Origin of the sequence: Natrinema salsiterrestre, from assembly GCF_029502005.1 — an archaeon.
GTDB lineage: Archaea > Halobacteriota > Halobacteria > Halobacteriales > Natrialbaceae > Natrinema > Natrinema salsiterrestre.
Genome location: NZ_JAMQOT010000017.1, coordinates 27159 through 50502, shown reverse-complemented (window position 1 = coordinate 50502; position 23344 = coordinate 27159). Strand labels below are relative to the sequence as shown.

The 23344-nt window shown below is 60.4% G+C and carries 22 protein-coding genes; 8 read left to right on the top strand and 14 right to left on the bottom strand.

From position 1 onward, the window contains the following. Positions 1 to 223: 223 nt before the first annotated feature. The 3 genes from yqeC to NDI89_RS23550 form a co-directional block, all read right to left on the bottom strand. Positions 224 to 958 (bottom strand): selenium cofactor biosynthesis protein YqeC, encoded by a 735-nt coding sequence (yqeC, locus tag NDI89_RS23560; RefSeq protein ID WP_277525336.1) that lies wholly within the window; start codon positions 956 to 958, stop codon positions 224 to 226. 65 nt (positions 959 to 1023) lie between these two features. Beyond that, entirely contained in the window at positions 1024 to 4350 is a 3327-nt protein-coding gene (gene fdhF / locus NDI89_RS23555; RefSeq protein ID WP_277525335.1) for a formate dehydrogenase subunit alpha, read from the bottom strand. Next, positions 4347 to 5870, bottom strand: coding sequence for an NADH-ubiquinone oxidoreductase-F iron-sulfur binding region domain-containing protein (locus NDI89_RS23550; RefSeq protein ID WP_277525333.1), 1524 nt, complete (start codon positions 5868 to 5870; stop codon positions 4347 to 4349). The genes fdhF and NDI89_RS23550 overlap by 4 nt, the downstream gene beginning before the upstream one ends. A 273-nt stretch (positions 5871 to 6143) precedes the next feature. Between NDI89_RS23550 and NDI89_RS23545 the strand changes: the two genes are divergently transcribed. After that, the gene (locus NDI89_RS23545; RefSeq protein ID WP_277525332.1) at positions 6144 to 6413 is read left to right on the top strand and encodes a DUF8113 family protein; all 270 of its coding nucleotides are present in this window, start codon (positions 6144 to 6146) and stop codon (positions 6411 to 6413) included. 21 nt (positions 6414 to 6434) lie between these two features. Here NDI89_RS23545 and NDI89_RS23540 read toward each other — a convergent pair whose 3' ends face one another. Further along, positions 6435 to 8246, bottom strand: coding sequence for an aldehyde ferredoxin oxidoreductase family protein (locus NDI89_RS23540; protein WP_277525331.1), 1812 nt, complete (start codon positions 8244 to 8246; stop codon positions 6435 to 6437). A 140-nt stretch (positions 8247 to 8386) separates the two neighbouring features. Between NDI89_RS23540 and NDI89_RS23535 the strand changes: the two genes are divergently transcribed. Further along, a complete protein-coding gene (locus tag NDI89_RS23535; protein WP_277525329.1) occupies positions 8387 to 9133 on the top strand; it encodes an enoyl-CoA hydratase/isomerase family protein in 747 nt (248 codons plus the stop codon). A 54-nt stretch (positions 9134 to 9187) separates the two neighbouring features. Here the strand turns inward: NDI89_RS23535 and NDI89_RS23530 are convergent, their stop codons facing one another. Beyond that, a complete protein-coding gene (locus NDI89_RS23530; RefSeq protein ID WP_277525327.1) occupies positions 9188 to 9658 on the bottom strand; it encodes a MaoC/PaaZ C-terminal domain-containing protein in 471 nt (156 codons plus the stop codon). Positions 9659 to 9867: 209 nt separating this feature from the next. Between NDI89_RS23530 and NDI89_RS23525 the strand changes: the two genes are divergently transcribed. The 4 genes from NDI89_RS23525 to NDI89_RS23510 are packed head-to-tail and all read left to right on the top strand — an operon-like array spanning position 9868 to position 14231. Beyond that, positions 9868 to 10365 carry a hypothetical protein gene (locus NDI89_RS23525; protein ID WP_277525325.1) on the top strand — a complete coding sequence of 166 codons (498 nt, stop codon included), beginning with the start codon at positions 9868 to 9870 and terminating at the stop codon, positions 10363 to 10365. Continuing rightward, positions 10362 to 11855, top strand: a complete 1494-nt coding sequence (locus tag NDI89_RS23520; RefSeq protein ID WP_277525322.1) for a UbiD family decarboxylase — start codon at positions 10362 to 10364, stop codon at positions 11853 to 11855. The genes NDI89_RS23525 and NDI89_RS23520 overlap by 4 nt, the downstream gene beginning before the upstream one ends. Then, a complete protein-coding gene (locus NDI89_RS23515) occupies positions 11855 to 13282 on the top strand; it encodes a UbiD family decarboxylase (RefSeq protein WP_277525320.1) in 1428 nt (475 codons plus the stop codon). The genes NDI89_RS23520 and NDI89_RS23515 overlap by 1 nt, the downstream gene beginning before the upstream one ends. After that, positions 13269 to 14231 carry an MBL fold metallo-hydrolase gene (locus NDI89_RS23510; protein ID WP_277525318.1) on the top strand — a complete coding sequence of 321 codons (963 nt, stop codon included), beginning with the start codon at positions 13269 to 13271 and terminating at the stop codon, positions 14229 to 14231. The genes NDI89_RS23515 and NDI89_RS23510 overlap by 14 nt, the downstream gene beginning before the upstream one ends. A gap of 138 nt (positions 14232 to 14369) precedes the next feature. On the opposite strand, the gene NDI89_RS23505 is transcribed toward NDI89_RS23510, so the two are convergent. The 6 genes from NDI89_RS23505 to NDI89_RS23485 all read right to left on the bottom strand — a co-directional run bounded on the left by NDI89_RS23505 (position 14370) and on the right by NDI89_RS23485 (position 17769). Beyond that, a complete protein-coding gene (locus NDI89_RS23505) occupies positions 14370 to 15212 on the bottom strand; it encodes an enoyl-CoA hydratase/isomerase family protein (RefSeq protein WP_277525316.1) in 843 nt (280 codons plus the stop codon). A gap of 126 nt (positions 15213 to 15338) precedes the next feature. Further along, a complete protein-coding gene (locus NDI89_RS24145) occupies positions 15339 to 15515 on the bottom strand; it encodes a PaaD-like zinc ribbon domain-containing protein (protein ID WP_425607779.1) in 177 nt (58 codons plus the stop codon). A 5-nt stretch (positions 15516 to 15520) separates the two neighbouring features. Next, positions 15521 to 16285 (bottom strand): Phenylacetic acid catabolic protein, encoded by a 765-nt coding sequence (locus tag NDI89_RS23500; protein WP_277525314.1) that lies wholly within the window; start codon positions 16283 to 16285, stop codon positions 15521 to 15523. Next, positions 16278 to 16400, bottom strand: coding sequence for a hypothetical protein (locus NDI89_RS24140; protein WP_307729515.1), 123 nt, complete (start codon positions 16398 to 16400; stop codon positions 16278 to 16280). Before NDI89_RS24140 ends, NDI89_RS23500 begins: the two co-directional genes overlap by 8 nt. Before the next feature lie 96 nt (positions 16401 to 16496). Then, on the bottom strand, positions 16497 to 16892 hold the full coding sequence (locus tag NDI89_RS23490; RefSeq protein ID WP_277525312.1) for a metal-sulfur cluster assembly factor: 396 nt from the start codon (positions 16890 to 16892) through the stop codon (positions 16497 to 16499). Position 16893: 1 nt separating this feature from the next. Next, the gene (locus tag NDI89_RS23485; protein WP_277525309.1) at positions 16894 to 17769 is read right to left on the bottom strand and encodes a Phenylacetic acid catabolic protein; all 876 of its coding nucleotides are present in this window, start codon (positions 17767 to 17769) and stop codon (positions 16894 to 16896) included. A gap of 390 nt (positions 17770 to 18159) precedes the next feature. Here NDI89_RS23485 and NDI89_RS23480 point away from each other — a divergent pair, with 390 nt between their 5' ends. Beyond that, complete coding sequence (locus tag NDI89_RS23480; RefSeq protein WP_277525307.1) at positions 18160 to 18657, top strand: GNAT family N-acetyltransferase; 498 nt, start codon at positions 18160 to 18162, stop codon at positions 18655 to 18657. A gap of 3 nt (positions 18658 to 18660) precedes the next feature. Then, the gene (locus tag NDI89_RS23475; RefSeq protein WP_277525305.1) at positions 18661 to 18945 is read left to right on the top strand and encodes a 2Fe-2S iron-sulfur cluster-binding protein; all 285 of its coding nucleotides are present in this window, start codon (positions 18661 to 18663) and stop codon (positions 18943 to 18945) included. 582 nt (positions 18946 to 19527) lie between these two features. Here NDI89_RS23475 and NDI89_RS23470 read toward each other — a convergent pair. From NDI89_RS23470 to NDI89_RS23460, 3 genes are all read right to left on the bottom strand, one after another. Beyond that, entirely contained in the window at positions 19528 to 21162 is a 1635-nt protein-coding gene (locus tag NDI89_RS23470) for an acetate--CoA ligase (protein ID WP_277525304.1), read from the bottom strand. A gap of 477 nt (positions 21163 to 21639) precedes the next feature. Further along, on the bottom strand, positions 21640 to 22413 hold the full coding sequence (locus NDI89_RS23465; RefSeq protein ID WP_277525301.1) for a CoA-transferase subunit beta: 774 nt from the start codon (positions 22411 to 22413) through the stop codon (positions 21640 to 21642). Then, positions 22403 to 23296, bottom strand: coding sequence for a CoA transferase subunit A (locus NDI89_RS23460; protein WP_277525299.1), 894 nt, complete (start codon positions 23294 to 23296; stop codon positions 22403 to 22405). The genes NDI89_RS23465 and NDI89_RS23460 overlap by 11 nt, the downstream gene beginning before the upstream one ends. Between the last annotated feature and the right edge of the window lie 48 nt (positions 23297 to 23344).

The following is a 23344-nucleotide window of genomic DNA, read 5'->3' as shown; positions in this document are numbered from 1 at the left end:
TCCGCTCACGCTCCCAAGATTCATCAAATTCCGTCGCGTAGCACTCGCTGAGCAGGTCTGCGAGCATTGTCCCAAACAAACTCTACGACCTGCTCACTTCTCAAGCTGGCCTAACTAGACACTGCCCCGTGTCGGAATCTGACCCGTTTTCGATAGAAGCCGAAGACGCGTCGCAGGCAAGAGTCCTCAGCTATCTGATCATGTGCCAGACGAACTCGTGGGGTTACTGGCAGACGGTAACGACCGGCCGGGTTGCGATCATCCGGGTGAGGACGACCCGCGGGACATCAGTTCGTTCCAGTATCGCCGTTGCGATCTCGCGACCGATACGTTCACGCCGATCGTTGTCCACCATGTTCACGACGGGAATGACGGTCGACCCGTCAGGAACGCGCTTGTGACCGCCATCATCGTCCGCCAGAACGGTCGCAACATCGACGGGCCGGATTCGGTCACCTGTGTCAAGGCCGGTCAGTTCGGAGACCAGTTTCGGCCGGTGGACGTGTTCCGACGTCAGTCGCTTCCCGACGACGGCCGCGCTCGCAATCGGGACGACTGTATCAGTCACCTCGGGAATCCGTGGTTCGGAACGGTTCGGTGCTTTCAAGAGACGAGTCCGCGCTCCGTCAGCCTTGACGAGTACGACGTCAACTCGATCCGAAATCTCATCTACGAAGGACGTGACGATGTCCGGATCGAACCCTCGGTATCGGTCCGCTCTCTCACGTTCTCGAACGACACCGAACGGCCAAGACGATGCAGTTCGTACGGCCGCCCGCGGATCGTCAGTAACGGTGACTGAGTCGACGTGATCGTCAAAAATCGGAATTCGAACCGTAGCGGTGACGATCGAGCGCTCGATACGATCGGCTAGCGCGTATAGCGTCGTCTTCTTCCCGCCCGCTCCAACGACGCAGACGAGACCGTCGCCGGCGTCGAGTGCCTCGACGAGCTCCATGGTAGTCGATTACAATTCAGCTACTTCTTCCCGTCGTTTCTCCATTAGATTCGAGACCGAACGGCTCAGTCGTCGCCGGTAGCGGTTCCATCGCCGCCCGCTCCGACATCCGGCGTTCGAAGCACGTCGGCGTCGGTCTCCGGTCCGAGCGGTTCGATGCGGACGCTCGAGACCTTGTACTCGGGAATGCCCGACTTCGGGTCGTACGTCTCTTGAGTGAGTTTATTGACCGCACCGGCGGCAAAGTGCATCGGTATGAACAGCGTCCCTGCGTCGACGCGATCGGTTATCTGTGCTTTGACGACAATTTCGCCGCGGCGGGATTCGACGCGGACGTAGTCCCCGTCGGCGATACCGACTCGCTCGGCTAACTCGGGGTTGATCTCGACGAAGCTCTCGCCGATGTGGCTCATGAGTCCCTCGACGCGGCGAGTGAGCTGACCGGTATGCCAGTGATAGAGGACGCGGCCTGACGTGAGCGTCAGGGGATAGTTCTCGTCGGGAATTTCGCCGGGCTGCCCGCTATCAGCCGGTACGAAGCGAGCGCGTCCGTCCTCGAAGTTGAAGTCTCCGTCGTCGTAATCGTACAAGTACGGCGTTCCGGGATGATCGTCGTCCGGAACTGGCCACTGCAGCCCGTGGTGGTGTCCGTTCTCGAGGCGCTCGTAGTTGACGCCGCCGTAAATCGGTGCGATATCGCTGATCTCATCCATGATCTCCCGAGGATGTCCGTAGTCCCAATCGTAGCCTAAGCGGTTCGCTAACTCTTGGGTGATCTCCCAGTCTTGCCGTGCATTGCCGGGCGGTTCAGCTGTCGGACGAACGCGCTGAATCCTCCGCTCCGTGTTGGTGAACGTCCCGTGTTTCTCCGGTGACGTGGCCGCAGGGAGGACCACGTCGGCATGTTCGGCGGTTTCGGTCATGAAGATGTCCTGAACGACGAGAAAGTCCAGCGCTTCGAGGGCTTTCTCGGCATGCTGAACGTCGGGTTCGGAGAGCGCTGGGTTCTCTCCCACGATGTACATCCCTCGAAGATTCTCATTGTGAGCCTCACTGAACATCTCGGGCACCTTGAGACCGGGTTCGGCCGGCGGCTGCTCACCCCAAGCGTCGGCGAATTTCGCTCGAACCTCGTCATCGGACGGATCCTGGTACCCTGGCAGACTACCGGGAAGGGTCCCCATGTCCCCGCCACCGCCCTGCACGTTGTTCTGGCCCCGGAACGGCGAGAGACCGGCGCCGGGTTTCCCGAGTTGGCCGAGCGTGAGCGCGAGATTCGCGAGCGCGAGGACGTTCTGGGTGCCGTGGCTGGACTGAGTCATCCCCATCGCCCAGCCGAAGACGACGGTATCGGCCTCAGCGAGGGTCTCTGCGGCCGACTCGAGTTCGTCGGCTGGGACTCCCGCGACCTCCTCTACCCGCTGTGGCGTATACGGCCGAACCTTCTCGCGGAGTTCGTCGAAGTTCCTGGTATTGCGTTCGATGAAGTCCTCGTCGTGGAGATCATGCTCGATGATATACCGGATCAGTCCATTAATCCAGGCCACGTCGTAGCCCGGCTCGGTCCGGGTATACTGGTCGGCGTGTTCGGCAATACCGATTTTTCGCGGGTCGAACACGACCAGATCGGCACCGTCGCGGACGTTCTGTTTGATACGCGTCGCCAGAACGGGGTGACTCTCGGTCGTGTTCGACCCGGTGATGAGATAGGCGTCGGCCTCGCCGATATCCTCGTTGATCCGGTTAGTCATCGCACCGTAGCCCAGCGTCTGCTGGAGGGCCGCAACCGTCGAGGAGTGACAGAGGCGGGCGCAATTGTCGACGTTCTTGGTTCCGAGAACCTGCCGGGCGAACTTCTGGACGAGGTACGCCTCCTCGTTCGTTCCCTTCGACGACGCGAGACAGCTGACGGTGTCGACACCGTGCTCGTCCTGAATCTCCCGGAGGTTCTCTGCGACGTACTCGAGGGCCTCATCCCACGAGACGGGTTTGAAATCCCCGGATCCGGTCCGGACGAGCGGTTCCGTGAGTCGTTCATCGCTGTTTGCGAACTCGTGGCCGAACTTCCCTTTCACGCAGGTCGAAAAGTTATTAGCGGGCGCTGCAGTCGGATCGTCGACCGGTTTGACGCCGATCGTTTCGCCGTCTTTGCCCCACATCTCGAACCGACAGCCGACCGCACAGAAGCCACACGTCGTCTCTTCGGTATCGATGCGGTCGAGACGAACGTCGCTGACGAAATCGGCGATATTGAAGAGTCGCCCTTCGGGAAGCGTGTTCATCGCAATGCCCTCGGCGGTGTGTTCGCCGACCAGAACCGCCTTATGACCGTACTCGCTGGTCAGTTCAGTCGCGCGGCTTCTGGCCCTCTCTATGAAGCGAGCGATACCCGTCGCGTCGTCGGAGCCGGCCGCTCCGACGGAAGTAGGGGCTCCACTGGGTTCGGGAGGCCGATTCGGTGCGGTCGTATCGTCCAGCGTCTCGACCTCGTCGGTTTCGATGGTCTTCCCGATGGAGTTGCGCTGCGTGAAGCCGGGCAACGGGAGAGTTGCGGCACCGCCGATCCCCTTCTCGGTGAGCGCACCAGTCGGACAGACCGTCGCACAGTGACCACAGGAGACGCAGTCCGACTCGGCCATCGTCTCCGCATCCGACTGAAATCCGATCCGGGTGTCCTCACCGTGTCCCTCAATGCGGAGCACGCCCTCGACCTGTACGTCGTTGCACCCCTCGACGCACCGATTACAGAGGATGCACTTGTTGCGGTCGATCTGGATGAACGACGATGTGTCGTCGATCGGCTCGTACTCGTCTCTGTCTGCGAATACGTCGTAACGCGGATGGTCGACGCCCTCGCTGATCGCGGCGTCCTGAAGTTCGCACTGACCGTTTCCGTTACAGGTCGTACAGCGGAGGTTGTGATTCGATAGGACGAGGTCGAGATTGACGCTCCGGCTTTCCTCGGCGTCGGCCGTGTCGGTCCTGACTGTCAACCCGTCCTCGGCGGGGAACGAACAGGAAGGGACGAGACCGTGTTCGGCCGTCTCGACCATGCAGGTCCGGCATTCGCTTCGTGGCCCGATTTCGTCGCTCACGTCGCCCTCCCGATCGTAGTGACACAGTGCAGGAACGTCGACGTCGTCTCCAAGGCTGTCGGCTCCCACATCGACCGAGACCGTTTCGTCGTCGACTGCCTGCATCGCGTCGATGACGGTCGACCCGGCCGAAACGGTCACCGACTGTCCGTTGACCGAGAGAGTTGTCGACCCCTCGCCGGCCGTGCCGGCAGGCGGATCGTTCGCAGTGCCGGTCTCGAACGTCGCCGTCACTGGCGTCTTGTCTTGTCGATCGTCGATCGTCGGTACTCGTGGAAGTGGCTCGTGCGTACTCATAGTTGTTCACTACACGTCCCGTTCGGACATCGTCCGTCGGCGTGAACCCGGAACTCCGGTTCGAACTCGTCCATTGCCGTTACGACCGGCCGCGGGGCGCGGGTCCCGATCTGGCAGTTGCTCGAGCGGGCCATCACGCGCCCCAGTTCGCGGATCTCGTCGCTCTCGAACGAACCCCGATAGATCTCGCGGAGCAGCTCCGTGAGCTGTTTCGTTCCCTCTCGCCCTGGAACGCACCGGCCGCTGTTCTCCTCGGACGCGAACCGCGCCCGCTTGCCGGCGGTCGCGACCGCACAGCGGTCGTCGCTCAACAGTTCGACGACCCCGTCAGTCCCGAGACCTGCAGCGGTGAGTGACGATGCAGTGGGACGGACGTCCAAATCGGTAGTTATCCCGCCAAAGACACCGCCGACGCAGGCCATTTTGAACGAACCGTTCATCGAAACGGCGTCGCGAGTCGCCTCGAGTGTCGTTCCGGAATCCAGCTCGACGGTTGCCGGCGTCTCGACGTCGCCGGTTACAGTGACGAGTCGCGTCCCCGGATCCGGCGCCTCTGCATCGAGCGACTTCGGCGTTCGAAGTGCCCGTTGGATCTGCGCGAACGTTCGCGGTGTGTGAACGACCGTCGGCCGCCCGTAGAGGCCGTACTCGGCCGGTGTTGGTGGCTGTCGACGCGGCTCGATCCGGTCTGCCCCCTCCATTACCTCGAGGGCCGCCGTCGGCGCGCCGGCGCGGTACTCGTCCGGGCCGGCGACGACATCCGGGGCTACCGACAGCTCGTCTTCGACCGCATCCACCGCCTGTCGAACGTGGTGCTGGAGTTCGGTCTCGCGTTCGTTCAGGTAGATGACCGCGTCCTCGGCACCGACGTACTCTGCGACCGCCGCGACGCCGTCGAGGACTGCAATCGGGGCACCGGCGAGCAGCGTTCGGTCGGCCTGCTGTCGGCCGTCGGACTCGTTCACGTTGACGACGACGACCGGATCCCCGTCGGTCTCGCGGGCGCGTTCCCAGGCGTCGGCGGCCGGTTCGTCGGCGACGGCATCGCCCCGTCCACGGGCTATTATTCCCGCGTCCGCGGACCCACCGGCGTCGCGTTCTGTCGGGGAAAGTGCGTAGTCGGCTGGGTCGAGTGGATCGACCCAGCCGCAGGGACCGAGGACGAGTCGGTGCCCCGTCGAGAGGGGACCGTTGTCTGGAATCGGAAGCGATCGAGTGTCCGCGTCGTGTTCGACGATGGCATCTGCACGGGCGGTCGGAACCTCGCCCGATTCCAGCTCCGTGACGAGGTCTCGAACCGTCGACGGGGACGGCGAGTGAAAGAAACCGGTCAGTCCACCGTCGGTCGCGAGAACGAGCGGCTCCAGTTCCGCGATACCTGTTGGCCCGGTTCGGACGACTCGCACGGAGTCCGCGGCATCACGAGCGGCGGTGGAGATGCGGTCGCCCCGATCCGCCGCAACCGCCGCCGAGACACGGACGATCGGCGGGCCGCCAATGACTCCTGTATGATCCGTCATCGATACCCACGGTTTGCAGGCAGGTATTAAAAAATACCCGAATGTCACATCGTAGCGTGTCCGCGACCAGAACGGAGGCACGGAAGAACGGAGCGTGCCTCGAGGTTCTTCGAAGTATTTCACTGACTTCTACAGTGACCGAACTCGAGATAGCCATCGACAGGAGAACACGAGTCCCGATATGATGCCGACGACCGAAGTCTGTCGTCTGAATCATCGGTTGAATCGGTATCGAAGCTTTGAGGGTACATCGAACGGATCGATGGGACGATAATGCATCCGCAATTCGACGACGTTCAGGAACAAGCGGCCGAGGCAGTTACTGAAGACGATCTCCGATCCGTATACACCGGGCTCATCCACGACGATGGTCGCCACGAGTACTACTTCGGTAACGATACGGAGGAAGCGGCGGAACTCCGAGAGACGGCCGCGATTCAGCTCGGCATGTTGCTCCGCGTGCTCGCGGACCGTTCCGATAGTTCCGTCAGCGAGATCACCGAGCTCGCAGTTGAACGCGCGGAAAAGATGGAGCTTCGGTAACCTACCGGCGGCCGGTTCGAGTCACGCATCGTGGCGGTCGCTCGCGGATAAGCCGTCTGAACCGTCCGTTGACGGAGTGCCGAGCGGCGTCTCGTCGTCGACGACGTCGTCGAGTTTCAGTCGGGCGAGTGTGTCGGCGAGTGGCCGACCGTTCGGTCCCCATCCCCTAGCGCCATAGTAGCGATCAAGTGCTCGCTCGAACTCGTCCGGGTCGATATAGCTCTTCCGTCCGTCGACAGTCGGCTCACGAAAGACCGGCGGGAGGCTATCATCTGCCCGATCGAATCCCTCACGGACGTTGAACAACCGAACGAGCGTCCACACTCGTTCGCCCAGCCGGTAGAGATCACTGGCGTCGTCCGTCCGTCCGAGCGCGGCGAGCCACTCCGCGCCCAGATCGTCGAATACCTCGCCGAGGAAGTCATCCGTCGGGAGACTCCAGAGGGCTGAGCGCGCGTTCTGTGCAGTGACGACCGCCCGAACCTGCTTTTCGAGCGACCACTCCCCGTCGAAAGCCTCTCGCTCGAACGGGCGCGCACGACGGTGGCAGGCCCCTCGATCGCTCGTCGCGTACGCGATCGCCATGCTACCGGCGCGGCGCGGATCATACGACGGGACCGCCATCGACTTCACGGTCGGAATGAACGCCTCGCCGCCGTAGCGGTCGGCCGCGACGGCGACGCCGTCGGCCAGCGCGTCCGCGACCGGCCCCTCGCGCGTCGCGATCCGGTCTAACAGCGCCGCGATGGCGTCGGCGTTCCCGAACGAGACATCGCAGTCGACGTGTCCCGCATCGGTCGCTCGTATCGCCCACGCGATGGCGTTCCCGACACTGATCACGTCAAGCCCGAGGCGATCGCAGCGCGCTCCGAGCGCCGCGATGTCCTCGAAGTCGTCGATTCCGAGCCCTGCACCTAATGTCATCGCGGCCCCGCCGCGCGGGACGGTTTCACCGTCGTCGGTTTCGATACGGAATCCTCCGGGATGGTCTTCGTCGGGATACTCCCGCTCGTGGGCGGCCGCGCTGGCGGCCTCGACGCCGATCGCATCGCTCCCGTCGAACGCCGTCTCCTGCCATCCTCGAGTAGCGAGCATTCTAGTTTCGTCGGCGAAATCGAGGCTCTCGATCGTCGCTCCCGCACGCAACCAGCGGCCGGTGTCGTGATCTCGATACGCCTCGGCGTACCGTCGGTGTAGTTTCTCGAGATCGCCGGTCGGTCGAATCGGATCACCGCGGACGACGACCGCCTGGAGGTTCTTCGAGCCCATAACCGCACCCGCACCGCCTCGACCGGCGTGGTGGTCCCCACCGTCGGACGCGATAGATGCATACCTGACCAGCGATTCCCCCGCCGGGCCGATACACGCTACGGCGGCGTCGGGAAAGGTATCTGTGACGGCCTCGACGTCAGCCCCGACGAGATCGTCTGCACTGGTGATCTCGATTTCACTCTCGTCGATCAGGATCGCGACCGGCGAGTCCGCCTGTCCCGTCACGAGAACGCCGAGACAGTCCGGACAGGCCCCCGCGAGACGAGCGGGGAACTGCCCGCCGGCGTAGGAGTCGAGAAATCCACCGGTGAGCGGCGATTTCGTGACCGCGGCGTATCGTGTATCCCCAGGGAGGTAGCCTGACAGTGGACCGAGCATGAACCCAAGCAGGTTGTCCGGTCCCAGGGGATCGGTAGCCGCCCCCAGTTCTTCGTACAGGTATCGAGCGCCGAGCCCTTTACCGCCGAGGAACTGCCGACGCCACCGCTCCGGAACGGGCTGGCGATGAACCGTCCGCGCCGAGAGATCAATCCGGATAACGTGATCGCGCGTCTGTGTCACAGTACACCGATGGGTCGCCGCCGAATTAACTCCTTCTGACTCGAGATCGAGCCGGCTCGACCGGAGATGGCTGCTATAGACCGTGGGACGATGGTCACACGTCTAGCAAAATTTAACAGCCGAGGTGGAATTGGTTACGTATGATCGTCGAAGACGAGAGCGGCGTGCGAACGGTCACGTTCGACCGACCCGAATCGCTGAACGCATTTACAGCCGAGGCGGCCGAATCGTTAGCCGACGCCATCGACGGCGCCGATACCGACGGGTACGACGCCATCGTGCTCACCGGCGAGGGCGACGCGTTCAGCGCCGGTGGCGACCTCGAGGCGATGGCCGAACGTGATGAGACCCCAAAAGAATCGTTCGATCGAACGACCGAGACGCTCGGCCGAGTCGTCGAAGCGGCACTGACGTCCGAGGTTCCGATCGTCGCGAAGGTCAACGGCGATGCAGTCGGTGCCGGCCTCGCGGTAACCGCCGTCAGCGACTTTGCGTACGCCGCCGACTCCGCGTCGTTTAGCTGTGCATTTGCTCGAGTCGGACTCGTTCCTGATACCGGTGGGACATTCCTGCTTCCGCAACTCGTCGGTCTCCGCACCGCGAAACAGCTGGCCTTGACCGCCGAGTTCATTTCCGCTGCCGAAGCCGCTGATATCGGACTGATAAACGAAGCCGTCCCGGACGGCGACCTCGAGGCGACCGTCGACGAACTCCTCGAAACGCTTGGGGAGCGTCCGACGACGACGCTGGGATTGACGAAACGTGCGATTCACGAAAACATGGGCCGGTACTGGCGGGAGGCGCTGGACCACGAACTCCGCACGCAATCACTCGCGTACGGCACGCCGGAGCACGAGGACGGTGTGAACGCGTTCCTGGAGCGGTAATCTCGAGGCGGCCGCCGACTACTTTCTCGAAGAAACGGATCCGGTCCGACTGGTTCACGTCACTGAACTGCGCCGTTCGACCAATTCGTGGTTCTCGAGCGAGAGTACTTCGGCCCCCGACTGATTCGTCACCGAGATTCGTTCGCGGACGATACCAGTGTTCGGATCGCTCTCGGACGGTCGCGTTTCGGTGACCGTCGTCTCGACTGCCAGGGTGTCTCCCGGCCGAACCGGCTCGTGCCATCGGACGTCGTCGATACCGAGTCCGGCGACGACGGCCCGCTCGCTTCGGACCTCTTCGACGAGCAGGCGAACCGACAGCGAAAGCGTGTGGTAGCCGCTCGCGATGAGGCCGTCGTATCGGCTCTCCGATGCTGTCTCCGGATCGGTATGGATCTCGAGCGGATCGAACTGTTCTGCGAACTCGATGATATCGTCCGCGGAAACGGTTATTTCACCACAGTCGATCGTCGTTTGCGCTTCGATATCCTCGAGATAGACTGTTCTGTGGTCGGTATCTGCCATATATCTCGGTATTCGCTCCCACCAAATCCCTTTTACTGTTTACGGGATACGTCGTGTACGACCCACAGACAATCTGTCGAGGAGTTCATTCGGTGAGTCGGTCCCTAAATGATGTCCCATTCACAGTACGCTCTTCGACCTCGCGAAATGTGTTCGAAATACTAAGTAGGGTTTTTATTTGGAGGGGATACCAATAGTTGGCAACGCGCATGGCAGGAAAGTACATCACGTCCGAAAGCAACCTACCGGATGACCCGAAAGGGGAGGAGATCCAGTTGCAGGTGAGCGACGAGGAAACGAAAGAGATCTTCGACATTCGCGCTAAAATCGACAGGGATCCGGATACCCTCGCCGATCCGGACACGCTAACCGTCGTAAAGGGGCCCCACGAAAACACTGAAGAGGAGTGGTACATCGATATCCTCGAGACGGACAGCGGCGACCTGATCGACGCCGAGTTACTGGAATCGACGCTGACGGACATTCAGAACCAATCGACGGTCATCAATACTCGATCGGAGGAAGTAAAGACACTACTCCAGTATCTCACCGAAAAAGGAGAGTACGAGTCCGTCTCCGAGGCGAGTCGAACGATCATGCTTGAGTACCTTTCCGATACGTATCCCGAACTCGTCAGCGAGTACATCGATCTCAAAATACAGTCGGAACGGAGTGAACTGGCCGAGGAGTTGCACGATCACCGATGACGGTCAGCAGCCTTCGTCAGTATCTCCAGACGCTCGAAATGCGCGACGATCTCCATCGTATCTCTGAACCGGTTTCGTGGAATCTGGAAGCCAGTGCCGTTACGATGCTATTGAACGAAGAAGACAGCCGGGTGCCGCTGTTTGAAAACGTCGAAACGGCACGACTCGTCGGTGATCCATACCGGGGATCTCAGCGCAGACCTTGGGATCGGATCGCGCTCGGACTGGGACTCCCTCCGGATCTCTCCTACAGGGAATACTACGAGTCGGTGATCGAGCGATTGAAGAATCCGATAGAACCGGAAACCGTCTCCGCGGATGATGCGCCCTGTAAGGACGTCGTTCGGACGGACGACGATGTCGACCTGCTGGATTTCCCGTGGCCGTACATTCACGCGGGCGACGGCGGTCGCTACTCGAATCTTCACACGCTCATCGCGCCGGACCCCGATTCCGAGTGGGTCGATTGGTCGTACCACCGATCGATGATCCACGATAGCGAGACAAGCAGCGTTCTCCTATTAGCCGGAGAACAGACGCCGAATCTGTATTACTACAAGTACGAACGGCGGAACGAGCCGATGCCGGTCGCGATCGCGGTCGGTGTAGAGCCCGCCGTTCAGTACACGTCCGTGATGTGGATTCCGACGGGCCGAAACGAGGCGGAGTACGCGGGCGGTCTGAAACAGGAACCGGTCGAACTCGTCCCCTGCCAAACCAACGACCTCCGAGTTCCGGCGACGGCGGAGCTCGTTATCGAGGGCGAAATCCTCCCGAACGAACGGCGGGACGAAGGTCCGTTCGGCGATTACTTCGGGTACATGCACGGCCCCAGACGATCGATGCCACTGTTCCGAGTGTCGGCTATCACCCATCAAGAGAACCCGATACTCCCGTTCTGTGTCGAGGGGACCGGCGTCGGGCATTCGGAGAACGCAACCAGCTCGATGGAGATCGGCTGTGTCGGTCCGGATGCGACGCTCGGACTTCGAACGGCCGGATTCGACGTCGAGTGCTGTGCCCCGTGGAAGTCGACACCGAGAACAGTGTATGCGATCTCGACCGAGAAGAACAATCCGAGTTACCTGCACGATATGGCGAATTTCATCTTCACGACGTGGGGAATGTTACACGTCGACTTTTTCATATTCGTCGACGCGGACGTCAATCCGCTAAATCAGCGGGAAGTGCTCGAGGCGCTCACCCTGCACGCGGACCCGGATACGGACTTTCACCAGTTCGGCGTCGAAACCATGCCGAAGGTACCACTGAACATCTATCAGACGCCGACCGAGAAAGGCGACGTTCAGACCGGAACGTCGAAGGCGAAGACGGCAAAGGCGTACATCGATGCGACCAGCGGGGGAGAAGGGAAAGCGGTGCGAGAGACGACCGACGTCGAACGGAGGTATCGAGCCCAAAAAACACTCGAACGAGCGGGCGTCGACCCGAATAGTCTCCCGTTCGTCGACCCGGGGGAGGGATCGTAATGTCATCGGTAAGACAGCACCTCGAACGACTCCGCGAAACGAACGATCTGGTCTCGGTGACGGAACGCGTCCACTGGGACGGAGCGGCCGCCGAGGTCGCGAGCGAGGCGATACGGCACAACTGTCCCGTAACGCTGTTCGAGAACACGTCCGGTGAGATACGGCTCGCGAGTGGCGTCTACGGGGGCGCTGATCAGTTCGCTGGAATCGATCAACAACCGTGGCAGAGAATCACGCAGGCGCTTGACCTCGGAGCGGACTGTTCGTATAGTAAATTGGTCGAACGATTGGTACGGCAGGAGTCCGTCGACGTCGACGACTACCTGACCGACGAGGTGGCAACGACCGTCCGTGACGATATGGACATTTACGATCTCGGGTTGCCAACGACCGACGACGGATCGCCGCTCGTCTCTCTCGGCCTCCTCGTCGTCGAGAAAGACGGCGTCACGACCTGGGCCCCGATCAGGGGAGTGACGCAGCGGAGCAAGAAACTCCGGCTCTCTGTCCCCGCATCGTTCGCCGAGTGGTGTACTCAGGAGTCCGATGCGAGCGTCGTCTTCGGCGTCTCGGCAGCGTCCCTCGTCGCTGCCCTCCAGGGATGGACCCAGGTTCAGCCGTCACCGACCGTTCCGGAACTGGCCGCCGGATTGACCGACGTATCGATGGCAGCGGTTGGATCAAGGATCGTCCCGGCGGACGCCGAAGCCCGCATCGACGGGCGGATGAGCATCGTCGAAAAGCCAATGGCGGACAACGAAAACGGTCCGAAGGCAGCGTGGGAACTGACGTGCGATACGGCGACCGTCGACGTCGAAACCGAGTCGATTGCGCTCCGCGAACAAGCGATTGTCCCATTCACCCCGCTCGGCGAGCCGCTTACTGATGATCTGCACCTCACGTGTCTCGTCGAGACGGCGAAACTTCTCCGTCGAGTCAACAACTACTGGGGCGTTTCGCCAGTCAAGTGGATCCAGATCCCGGTCGAAGGACGGCTCGGTCTGTGTATCGTTTCGAGCGAAATCCTGTACGCGGGGTTCGAATGGCAGCTGGCGAACACGATGTTTTCGTTTTCCAAACTGTTCGACAAAGTACTCGTCCTTGACGAACAAGCCGATCCGACGAACCTCGCTCGAGCGATCGACGATATGTGGGTCAAAGCCCATCCCGCCAACGATTGGGTCTTCAGCGAGCCGAACGCGTCGAGTGCTGCGGCACCCGTTTATCGTTCCGCCGATGAGAACGGCTCCAGACTCTACATCAACGCCACGTGGGATCCGCGGTGGGACGAAGAATACATCGCCCCTCGAGTGACCTTCGAGACGACGTTTTCCGAGAACGTGCTTGAATCGCTCGTCGAGCGGTGGGAAGAGCTGGGACTCGAGGAACTGCTCGGCGAACAGGGAGTGAACGATGTCCGTGAGTGACGCGGTTCGTATTTCGGTCGGCGAGGGATCACCGGAGGGAACGAACAGCGCATACGTCCTTCCGGAACGCGGGGTCGTCATCGATCCCGGTCCGCCGTCAGACGCGGCTTGGACTGCACTCCGAGATGGAATTGCAGATGCCGACCTGGCCCTCGAGGACGTCGCTCACGTCTTCGTGACTCATTGGCACATCGACCACGCCGGTCTGACGGCCCGTCTCGCGGATCGCGCTAACGCATCGGTACACGCCCATCACGATGATGCGCCACTGATCGGTGAATACGCGACGGCCCGGGAACGGCGACTCCGTCGCGACCGACGGGTACTCGAGCGGTGGGGACTCCCGGAATCGATCCGAGACGACGTTCTTCGTGGTGATACGCCGTCGCCGCTCCCGGACTCGTTTCCCGTGGTCCGACACGAGGACGGCGACACCGTCGCCGGTATCGAATTCGTTCATACACCGGGCCATACGGGCGGTCACGTTTCGCTGCGAACGGGTGAAGCGGTCTTCCTCGGTGACCTCCTTTTGCCGACGTATACGCCGAACGTCGGCGGAAGCGATACTCGGCTCGAGGATCCGCTCGGCAAGTATCTCTCGTCGGTGAGCCGGCTCGAATCAACACGGCAGTACGGGAATCCCGGTCACGGAACGCAAATCGCTATCGCGGAAGCGATCGCTGACGTGCGACGTCACCATCGGGAACGCGCCGAAGCAGCCTTTCAAGCGATCTCGACTGTCGAGGCGGCGGAAACGACCCCGTGGGAGGTAGCGAGACAGTTGTTCGGTGAGATGGAGGGGATTCACGCGAAATTCGGTGCAGGCGAGGCGGCCGCGCACCTGCAACGACTCGCCGCACTCGAGATCGTCGAGCGGCTCGAGGGAGAGACGGTCCGATACCGTCCGGCGGTCGACTCGTACCCGGTCGGCTTGTCATTGACGCCGTAGTTCAGAGACAGAGAGACACGGCAGACGATCTTATCGACAGATCGCACGTAGCTGTCGCGTGCACCTATTGCTACGACGGCTAAAAATGAAACTGAAAATTGTTGTCAGAGGTATGGCCCGGTATCGCCCGCGTGATCGCTACTCTTCCGCGCCTGGTTCTTTGTCACCGAGCTCGACGCCCAGGAAGTCGGGTTCACGATCGTTCAGGAACGCACTGACGCCTTCCTCCGCAACATCGGACCCGAGCAGTCGATTCTGGAGTTCGCGCTCGTGGGTCAGCGCATCCTGAAGAGGCATCTCGAGCCCTTCGTTGACAGCCAACTTGTTGTTGCCGACCGCAACGCTCGGCTTCTGGACGAGTTCTTCGGCGAATTCGAAGGCGGCGTTCTCGATTTCCTCCGGCGGGAAGATCTTGTCGAAGATGCCCTTCTCGGTCGCTTCTTCCGGTGTGAACGTGTCGCCGGTAAGCATCATCTCGAGCGCCTCGGAACGGTCGATGTAGCGGGGGAGCAGCTGGGTTCCCGCTTCGCCGGCGATGAGACCGAGGCTGATCTCTGGCATCCCGATGTTGTAGCTCTCGTCGTTACCAATGTATCGGAAGTCACAGGCGAGTGCGAGTTCGAGACCGCCGCCCATGCAGTGACCGTTCACCATCGCGATGAAGATCGTGTCGGTCGAACGGATCTTCATCATGACCTCCTTGCTCGTCTGGCTCGCATAGCCGACCTGACGCCCGGATTCATCGGCGAGCTCCTGGATATCGAACCCGGTCGAGAAGAACGTGTCATTCTCACTGCCGAAGAGCACGGCTCGGACGTTCTCGTCGAATCGGATGGACTCGACGGCCCGCTGGAGTTCGAGGAGGACGTCGATATCGTGTGCGTTCGCCGGTGGTCGGTCGAGCCGGAGGATACCGACGTGATTGTTCACTTCTGTCGTGAAGAACTCTAGGTCGAGTTCATCGAACGATCGGAGTTGCATACAGGACACCAATTGGCACCCCACTATATTAATCTTTCCCAATCATACTGAAATCGGCAAGTAGAAGGCCTGAATATAGCGAATGCTATGGGGAGGGAGGGCGAACTATACGTCAGCTGGGGTCGTCTATCGACCAGTGTCCGGATTCGCTCCGTCGTATTTGATTCGTTCGAATACCGTATTGCAGTCGTTACAGTAGTACTGCGTCTTCGAAATTTCGCTTCCGAAGGCAGACTCCTGTTCCGTGTCCTCTGAATCACAGAACGGACACATCACGGCCCGTTCTGAGCGTTGGTCGTTCATCGGAATCAATTCATTGCGAACAGCTGGTTCTCTTCGCCGCGGATCTGTTTCACGTCCGTCTCAGCGACCGCGCCGGTACCAATCCGACGGCGAGTTTCGTCCCAGTCATCGAGCGCGGGCGCTTCCCAGTCGACGTCCGTGAGCGAGACGTCCGTGTCCGCGAACAGGTCCCGGTAGTGGTCGGCGAACGACTCCCGGATCTCGGCGATCGGCCGATCCGTGAAGCCGGCATCGTACAGCGGATCCTCGTCCTCGTCGTACGCTGCCGGACCGATGAGCGCGAGTGCCTGGGGCAGCGTCTCCTCGAGGGTCCGTTGGACCGTTTCGGGATCATCGTCGGCGAGGGTCTCGAGGCGAGCGTCGTGATATTCGAGGTGGAAGTACTCGTCTTCGCCCATCTTGGTGATCAGTCCCTCGAGATCGTCCTGATCGATTGCGTCGAGCAGATACCACGCGGCGCGATCGGCAGGTGCGATCGAGGCCATGTACGAAGACCACGTACCGTCGATCTGATCGAGACATGCGGCGTTGGCGAACTCCTTCGGTTCGCGTGAGCCGCTGAGCCAGTCGACATCGCGTCCCTGGGCTTCCAGTTCGCGCATGAGCTGGCGCACGTGGCCGATCTCCTCTTGGGCGGCGCTCGCACCGCCGATGTCGTCCTCGAGTGTGGGTCCCGAAAGACTCCACTGGGCGTACCGATGGCCGAGGATGAGTTTCGTATCAGTGATCGCCTGCACGTAGTCGATCGCAGGGTCGGGCCACTCACTCATTGGTCGCCACCTCGAGTTCTGGTTTCGACCCGTCGGTCACTTCCAGGACGTCGTCTTCCCGGACGACGACGAGCCGATCCCAATCCTCTTCGTCGAACGTGTTGTGTGCGTACATCTTTGCTAGCCGATCCGATTTCGCGGTGACGTTACCGATATGTATCGTATCGTCACCTTGGTTGATTCGTGCGAATACTTCGTATTTCATGAGTGGTTAGAGGCTGATGCCGGACTCGTTCATCTTGTCACGGACTTCCTGGGTGAGCAACTCCTTCGACCAGACGGGATCCCAGACGACGTCGACGTCGACGTCATCGACGCCGTCGATCACTGCCAGGCAGCTCTCGATGTCGTTGTGGATCATGTCGTAAGCCGGACAGCCCATACAGGGGAACGTCATCTCGACGGAGACGTGACCGTCGTCTTCGGTGACGTCGTAGACCATCGCCATTTCAACGAGGCTAACCGGGATGTGTGGGTCCGGAATCTCGTCGAGGACGTCCCACAGTCGTTGTTCGAACGGCGATGCGTCGGCTCGACGTTCCTCGACGAACTCACTGCTCAGCGAGGTGTCCGCCGGTCCGTTGCGCTCCGAGCGTGCACTCGACATCTTAGACCTCGACGTCGACTTTGCCGGACTGGATCAGATTGACGTATTTCTCGTTGGCCGGGCCGCGAGACCGCCATCGGTCCATGACATCCGACCACGAGATCGATTCGTCGAATCGCCATTCCTTGTTGTCCTCGTCGAACGCGACAGGCATGTCGTAGTCGAGGACGTACTCGTCGCTGTCCTCGTCATAGTGAGCGGGGACATCGAGATCGAGCTCGTTCATGAGCGGTAGCGCACGGGAGAGCCAGTCCTGTCGGAGTTCGTCGTTGGACTTGCCCTTGATGCGATACTCGAGCTGGTCGTCGTGTTTCTTTTTGTCGTCGGGCATCCCGAACCACTCGACGCCCATCGGGAACATCCAGTCGACCGCTTCCTGGAGCTGCCGTTTGGTCTTCTCGCTGTTGTTCGCGAGTCGGCGCATCCACGTCTCGCCGTGACGGAGGTGGAACTGTTCCTCCTTGCTCACTTTCGTGAGCGCGCGCTTCCACGGCGCGTAGGAGGTGTTCTCATGAATGTCGCTGAGCAGAACGATCCCCGCCCGATCGAACATACCGTGAGCCGTCACGAGCTCCGCGAAGTTATCGATGTGCTGGTCGAAGCCGTAGGTATTGCGGAACTCGTGTGGTTCGCGCTCGTAAATGAGTTCCTCGCGATCTTCACCGAGGTCCTCGAGCAGTCGGTAAGCGATGTGACCGTGACCGAGTTCGTCCTGAATGACGCTGATACACGATGCACGTGCGTCGAGCGACGGGGCGTTGAGCGACTGGTCGTAGTACGCGGGTGCGCTCATCAGCTCGGTGTCGCCTGAGACTATCAGGATCTGTTTGAGCGCCTTCTTGTATCCATCAGTCATCTCTTCGGTTGATTCGATCATTCGACCGTTCTGCAGCTCTTTCTTGAATTGCTTCTCTGTTGGCATAGCTCTGATCTTCCAATAGTACCTTCCTACTCCAAGGTTATAATTGTTTTCTGTATACGCTTCGTGTATCTACTCCTCGATTGATCAATTATTTCGTGACCGCATCGAACGACTATGGTACGGTGAGTGCGATTCCGCTGACAATCGGGACCGATAGCGAAACGCAGACGGACGAAGGCGTGTCGAGACCGTCAATTGATCGCGCCGGCTATCCGATCCGTATCGCGCGTGGCGAGCCCATTCTGCGATTACGACCGAATCGTCGAGCCGATCGCGTGGGTGTTATTGACAAATCTACTCGACTTACCACCGCATTTTTTGGTAGTCCAACTCTGACTGTAGTGCATGGCGTACGAGATACGACAGGCGACCCTAGACGATGGTACGGAATTGCTGGAGCTGTGGCACGGATTCACGAGTCACCTCTCGAAACACGACGATCGGTACGAACACAAGGAAAGCGCCGACGATCGGTGGCTTCAGTACTTCGAGAATCAGCTGCTCGATTCGAAATACGGGACCGTCATCGTCGCGGAGCACGAGGAGTCCGGCGAACTCGTCGGCGTTCTCGAGGCGCGTATCATGGGCAATCATCCCATTTTCCGTCTTCAGGATCACGGCTATATTAACGGCCACTTCGTCGCCGAAGAGCACCGGGGCAACGGTGTCGGTGCTGCGTTGCTGGACGAAGTCCACGAATGGTTCACCTCGTCGCCGAAGGACATCGACTTCTACCGAGTCGATGTTATCCACGGCGACGAGTCCTCAGAAGCATTCTACGAATCGAACGACTTCGAACCGGTCGAACACGTCTTCGAACGGTCGGTCGGTCGGGAGCAGTGAGCAATGGTCGAGAGCTACACTGTCGAATTCGTCGACGAGGAACAGACGATCGAAGTGCCGGCCAATAAGCCGATCCTCGAGGCAGCGGAAGAGGCTGGACTCACACCGCCCTACCAATGTCGGATGGGGGTCTGTGGAGTATGCTGTAGCATGATCGTCGAGGAAGGCGTCGTCGAGCAGACGGAGGGGATGTTCCTCTCCGATAGCGAAAAAGAGGAAGGGTACGCGTTGACCTGCATCGCTAAGCCTCGATCGGACCTCCGTATCCGAACGGACGAAAGTCCGTGAATTAGTGCGATCGCTCGGTTCGGACGTCTTTTTCTGCCAGTGTTGACAATTCGTGACCGTTTGGTCACGGATAGCGGAAGAATATCCGCTTGGAACTAGAGTCCGCGAGCCATTCGATCGTTGCTGCACCCTCTTGTGTATACGCTCAGCGTATACGTCCAGAGAACAAGAATCGGCCGTGTATTTACATAAGTACCTATGTAAAATTCCTGGGAGTGATTCCGCCATTGGCATTCTCATAGAGCGAGTAGCGATCCATTCTATTTACACTCGTACTTCTGTAATCCTCAATCGGTTTCAAGCACGATCGTCGTCTGCGAGGATATACTGATGCAACCCCGAATACGTATAATGTATACGTTATTCGCATACGCGTTCCGTCGACATTAAATAAGGACCGCCGAGAATGGCGTCGTATCTAGTCCGTTACAACCCTGATAAGGTGCCCAGCATCGAGATACGCGAATCCCGTCCAAAACCAACAGAATGCGGTCCGGACATAGAACGCGCGTCCGTAAACCACAGCAACCGCCAGTGGAATCGAAGGTGATGCGTCGTGAATCTACTGCTCGATAGGCGTTCTTACTGTCGCTCCCGTTCACGCAGTTCTGTTCGACGGATCTTGCCAGTCTCAGTCCGGGGGAGGGACTCCGTGAACTCAACTTCGCGCGGATACTTGTACGGTGCGAGAGTATTCTTCACGTGATTTTGGAGCTCCGTAACGAGCTCGTCGTTATCGGATGCGCCACCGTTCAGCACGACGAACGCTTTCACGATTTCACCGCGCTGATGGTCCGGACTTCCGACGACTGCGACCTCGGAAACGGAATCGTGTTCTTCGAGGACTGCCTCGACCTCGGGGCCGGGAATGTTGTAGCCGCTCGAGATGATGAGATCGTCGCTCCGTGACTTGTACTCCAGTCGACCATCCTCGCGCTGGACGAAGATGTCGCCCGGAACCGACCAGCCGTCCTCGTTCACCTCGAGTTGCTTTTCCGGCCGGTCCCAGTATGCGATCCCGGTCGGACCGCGGACCGCGAGGAGCCCCGGTTCGCCGCGCTCGAGGTCCTCACCGGTATCGGGATCGATGATCTTACACTCGTATCCGGGAACCGGATAACCGGTAGCGCTCGGATCGATCTCCTCGTCGTGGCGGTGACTGATGAAGATGTGCAGCATCTCCGTCGTCCCGATACCGTCGAGGAGGTCGATTCCGTATTCGGATTTGAAGTTTTCAAAGGTCGTGGGCGTCAACGGCTCACCCGCACTGAGTCCGAGCCGAAGCGACGAGACGTCGTACTCGTCGGATCCGTCGGGATGCTGGGAAAGGATCTGGTTGAATCCAGTCGGGATCGAACAGAGGATCGAAGTCCCGTGATTTTCGACTGCTTCCAGGAGATCGCCGGGATCGGCGTCTTCGACGAGACTCGTACTCGCACCGAACCGAAGCGGGAACGTCACGAGGTCGCCGTATCCGTACGCGAACGGAAGCGGCGGATTGCCGCCGAAGACGTCGTCTTCGGTCGGGTCGAGACAGTACCGCGCGTACGAGTCCGCAGTAGCCAACACGTTCCGGTGGGTGTGAATCGCACCCTTGGGTCGCCCGGTCGTTCCGCTCGTATACAGCATCAACGCGAGATCGTCGCATTCGGTCTCGTAAGCCTCGAGCTCATCGTCGGCGTCGTCGAGCAGCTCGTCGTAACTGTGATAGCTGTGATCGACTCCGTTCCGTTCGGCGACGACGACATCGTCGACGGTCTCCAGTTCGGGCAGCGCGTTCTCGACTTCGTCGAGGAGGTCGTCGTAGACGACGACGGCCGACGCTTCGGCGTTGTTGATAATGTACTCGAGTTCCTTCGCCCGAAGGAGTTTCATCGACGGGAGGGCGACCCCGCCGATCTTCTGGACGGCCAGACACGAGACGATCGCCTCGGGACGGTTCGGGAACCGGACGACGACTCGATCGCCGGCCTCGACGCCGAGGTCGCGAAGCGCGTTCCCCATCCGGTTTACTTTCTCCTGTAACTCTTCGTACGTGATCTCCCGATCCTCGAAGTAGATTGCGACGTTGTCGCCGCGGCCCTCGCGGATGTGGCGGTCGACCAGTTCATCGACCACGTTGATCTGGTTCGGGTAATGGAGCTCCGGAAGCGAATGGACGTACTCCGGAGCGATCTCTTCGTTCGGCAGATACTCTTCCGTGATAGTATCCTGCATACGGGTACTCCATCATAGCTTTAAATCATATACTTATCGGTTCCTTCGTTTGACGGTATTATAAAAATCATGCCGTTTCGAGGTGGGACGTTTCGGCGACTAGTCGCCGTCGTCTCGTTTCGACTCATCCTCAAAGCGTACGTCGGCTGGACGTCGAATGGCGTCGATACCGGCGTCACGCCCTCGAGTTCGCCTCTCTCAGTGACGACGCCAATCGATTCGAGGTCCGTGACGTGAGTTTCGACGGTCGATTCCTCGAGTCCGGTGACACGTGAGTTCGTTTACTGTGAAATGGATCGTCGGATCCGCTGGCTTGGCGAGTAGTGCGCTGACGAGTAGCGTCTTCGGATGCGTTCCGAAGACATCCGTCAGGAGAACGTTCGTCGCAAACGATTCGGATGCAGTCGGCTCGTTTCGATCGGCTATGTTCCGTACAACGGCAATTTCGAGTGTAATTGGACGGGTGACGCTGCTACGTTACGTCCAGAACCCGTCCGGATCGAACGTTCGGACCAACTCGAGTTCCTCGTCGGTCGGCTCAGGAGTCGTCTCTACAACCCCCTCGCCGACGTCCTCGGCCGTCCGCACCTCCCACGGGAAGGCCGCGAGTACGTCCGTGACGTCCGCACCGGGGTGTACGCTACGCAGGTAGAGTTCGCCGCGCTCGTCGAACCCGAACGTCGCCTTCGAGGTGACGAGCGCGCTCGGTCCGCCGCCGGGCGCGGGATGGTTGTTGCGGCCGTTGCCGTCGTCGGCGTATCCGGGGCTCGTCACGTACGTGACTTCCTCGGCGAACCGGCGCGGTTCGTGTGGCATAAGCAAGACGGTCCGTTCGGCCATACACGCGATATCGCAGGCACCGCCGCTACCGGGTAGGCGGATGTCTTCGCCTTCGCCGTTCACCCGAGTTGTGTTCAGGTTTCCGTAGCGATCGACCTCGGCGCCGCCGAGGAAGCCGACATCGATGTCGCCGCGCTGGAGTCTGGACATGATGTCTATCATGTCGGTCGTCGCGACCGCTCGATCCAGGTTCGGGAGGTCACACATCGTGTGAATGAATCCGTCGGCGGGGGAGTCCCGAACGACACCGCTCTCGTAGACCGCCATCGCATCTGGGGCATGCGTACTGACCGCGACCTGAAACGCGATCAGCGGGAGCCGCATTCCGACGAACGCGGTATCACCGTCTTCGATCTCCCGTGCGGCGGTGGTGACCATCAGCTCGCGGTCCGTGTATCGATCACTGGCCATACTGGACCTCCGCAGCGACGGTCGGGCTGGTTATCTCGAGGTCCGCGTCGACGAGCGTCGCGTACTCGTCGCGGTCGGCGACGCCGTACACCCACTTGCTGGCCCAGTCCTCGAACCCGCTCTCGGTCTCCGTTTGTCGGTTGTACCGGAGATAATATTCGTTGTCTCGATTGTAGTGGCCGGCAACCGGTGACGGATGTGCACCGAACGGGCATTCGACGACGCTCGTGACCTGCTCGCGAGTGATCGCGACTCTGCTCGGGTCGCTCTTGATCACATCCGGATCGACGATCTCCTCGGCGGTGACTAGGACGTTCTCGGCCGCACCGACCGCCGGCTCGACGATCCCGGTATTGCCCCACAGGTGGACGTCGCCGTGCGGGCTAGCCCGCTGGGCGTGTACGATCGCCCAATCCGGTTCGATGGCGGGGACGAGTGCAATTTGTTCCCCTTCGAACGGATCGGCGGTCTCGACGAACTGGTCGCTCTGCTCGAAGATATCGCTCCCGAGGAGAGAGCGCGTGGGTAGGTACGGGACGCCCATCGCGCCGGCCTCGAGTGCGAGCGCGATACTGAAATTGGAGTGATTTTCGACTGTTACCTCCCCGGATTCGACCGCGTCTCTGAACCGATACCCGGTTCCGGCGCTGACGTTTCCGACCCATGCCGCACGGACTTCGGACACCGCCCCATCGCCGATCAGTTGATCGAAGAGCAAATCGCTGATCGGGCCGATCACGGACAGATCGTTGACGCCTTGGCGAAGCAATTCGTGCCCCACGGCAAACGGGATTGAGTGCTCCAGCGCGAGTCCGGCGGCGACCGTACTTCCAGCGTCGATACGGGAGACTGCAACGTCTAGTGGTTCTCTGCTCGCTGCCATGTGTTACCGAATACTGACAGCTAATATATAAATAGTGGTTGCGGTAGT

Bases quoted from the DNA above. Each gene is read 5' to 3' on its own strand.
- yqeC (WP_277525336.1), bottom strand. From the start codon at position 958: ATGGAGCTCGTCGAGGCACTCGACGCCGGCGACGGTCTCGTCTGCGTC.
- fdhF (WP_277525335.1), bottom strand. From the start codon at position 4,350: ATGAGTACGCACGAGCCACTTCCACGAGTACCGACGATCGACGATCGA.
- NDI89_RS23550 (WP_277525333.1), bottom strand. From the start codon at position 5,870: ATGACGGATCATACAGGAGTCATTGGCGGCCCGCCGATCGTCCGTGTC.
- NDI89_RS23545 (WP_277525332.1), top strand. From the start codon at position 6,144: ATGCATCCGCAATTCGACGACGTTCAGGAACAAGCGGCCGAGGCAGTT.
- NDI89_RS23535 (WP_277525329.1), top strand. From the start codon at position 8,387: ATGATCGTCGAAGACGAGAGCGGCGTGCGAACGGTCACGTTCGACCGA.
- NDI89_RS23530 (WP_277525327.1), bottom strand. From the start codon at position 9,658: ATGGCAGATACCGACCACAGAACAGTCTATCTCGAGGATATCGAAGCG.
- NDI89_RS23525 (WP_277525325.1), top strand. From the start codon at position 9,868: ATGGCAGGAAAGTACATCACGTCCGAAAGCAACCTACCGGATGACCCG.
- NDI89_RS23520 (WP_277525322.1), top strand. From the start codon at position 10,362: ATGACGGTCAGCAGCCTTCGTCAGTATCTCCAGACGCTCGAAATGCGC.
- NDI89_RS23515 (WP_277525320.1), top strand. From the start codon at position 11,855: ATGTCATCGGTAAGACAGCACCTCGAACGACTCCGCGAAACGAACGAT.
- NDI89_RS23510 (WP_277525318.1), top strand. From the start codon at position 13,269: ATGTCCGTGAGTGACGCGGTTCGTATTTCGGTCGGCGAGGGATCACCG.
- NDI89_RS23505 (WP_277525316.1), bottom strand. From the start codon at position 15,212: ATGCAACTCCGATCGTTCGATGAACTCGACCTAGAGTTCTTCACGACA.
- NDI89_RS24145 (WP_425607779.1), bottom strand. From the start codon at position 15,515: ATGAACGACCAACGCTCAGAACGGGCCGTGATGTGTCCGTTCTGTGAT.
- NDI89_RS23500 (WP_277525314.1), bottom strand. From the start codon at position 16,285: ATGAGTGAGTGGCCCGACCCTGCGATCGACTACGTGCAGGCGATCACT.
- NDI89_RS24140 (WP_307729515.1), bottom strand. From the start codon at position 16,400: ATGTACGCACACAACACGTTCGACGAAGAGGATTGGGATCGGCTCGTC.
- NDI89_RS23490 (WP_277525312.1), bottom strand. From the start codon at position 16,892: ATGTCGAGTGCACGCTCGGAGCGCAACGGACCGGCGGACACCTCGCTG.
- NDI89_RS23485 (WP_277525309.1), bottom strand. From the start codon at position 17,769: ATGATCGAATCAACCGAAGAGATGACTGATGGATACAAGAAGGCGCTC.
- NDI89_RS23480 (WP_277525307.1), top strand. From the start codon at position 18,160: ATGGCGTACGAGATACGACAGGCGACCCTAGACGATGGTACGGAATTG.
- NDI89_RS23475 (WP_277525305.1), top strand. From the start codon at position 18,661: ATGGTCGAGAGCTACACTGTCGAATTCGTCGACGAGGAACAGACGATC.
- NDI89_RS23470 (WP_277525304.1), bottom strand. From the start codon at position 21,162: ATGCAGGATACTATCACGGAAGAGTATCTGCCGAACGAAGAGATCGCT.
- NDI89_RS23465 (WP_277525301.1), bottom strand. From the start codon at position 22,413: ATGGCCAGTGATCGATACACGGACCGCGAGCTGATGGTCACCACCGCC.
- NDI89_RS23460 (WP_277525299.1), bottom strand. From the start codon at position 23,296: ATGGCAGCGAGCAGAGAACCACTAGACGTTGCAGTCTCCCGTATCGAC.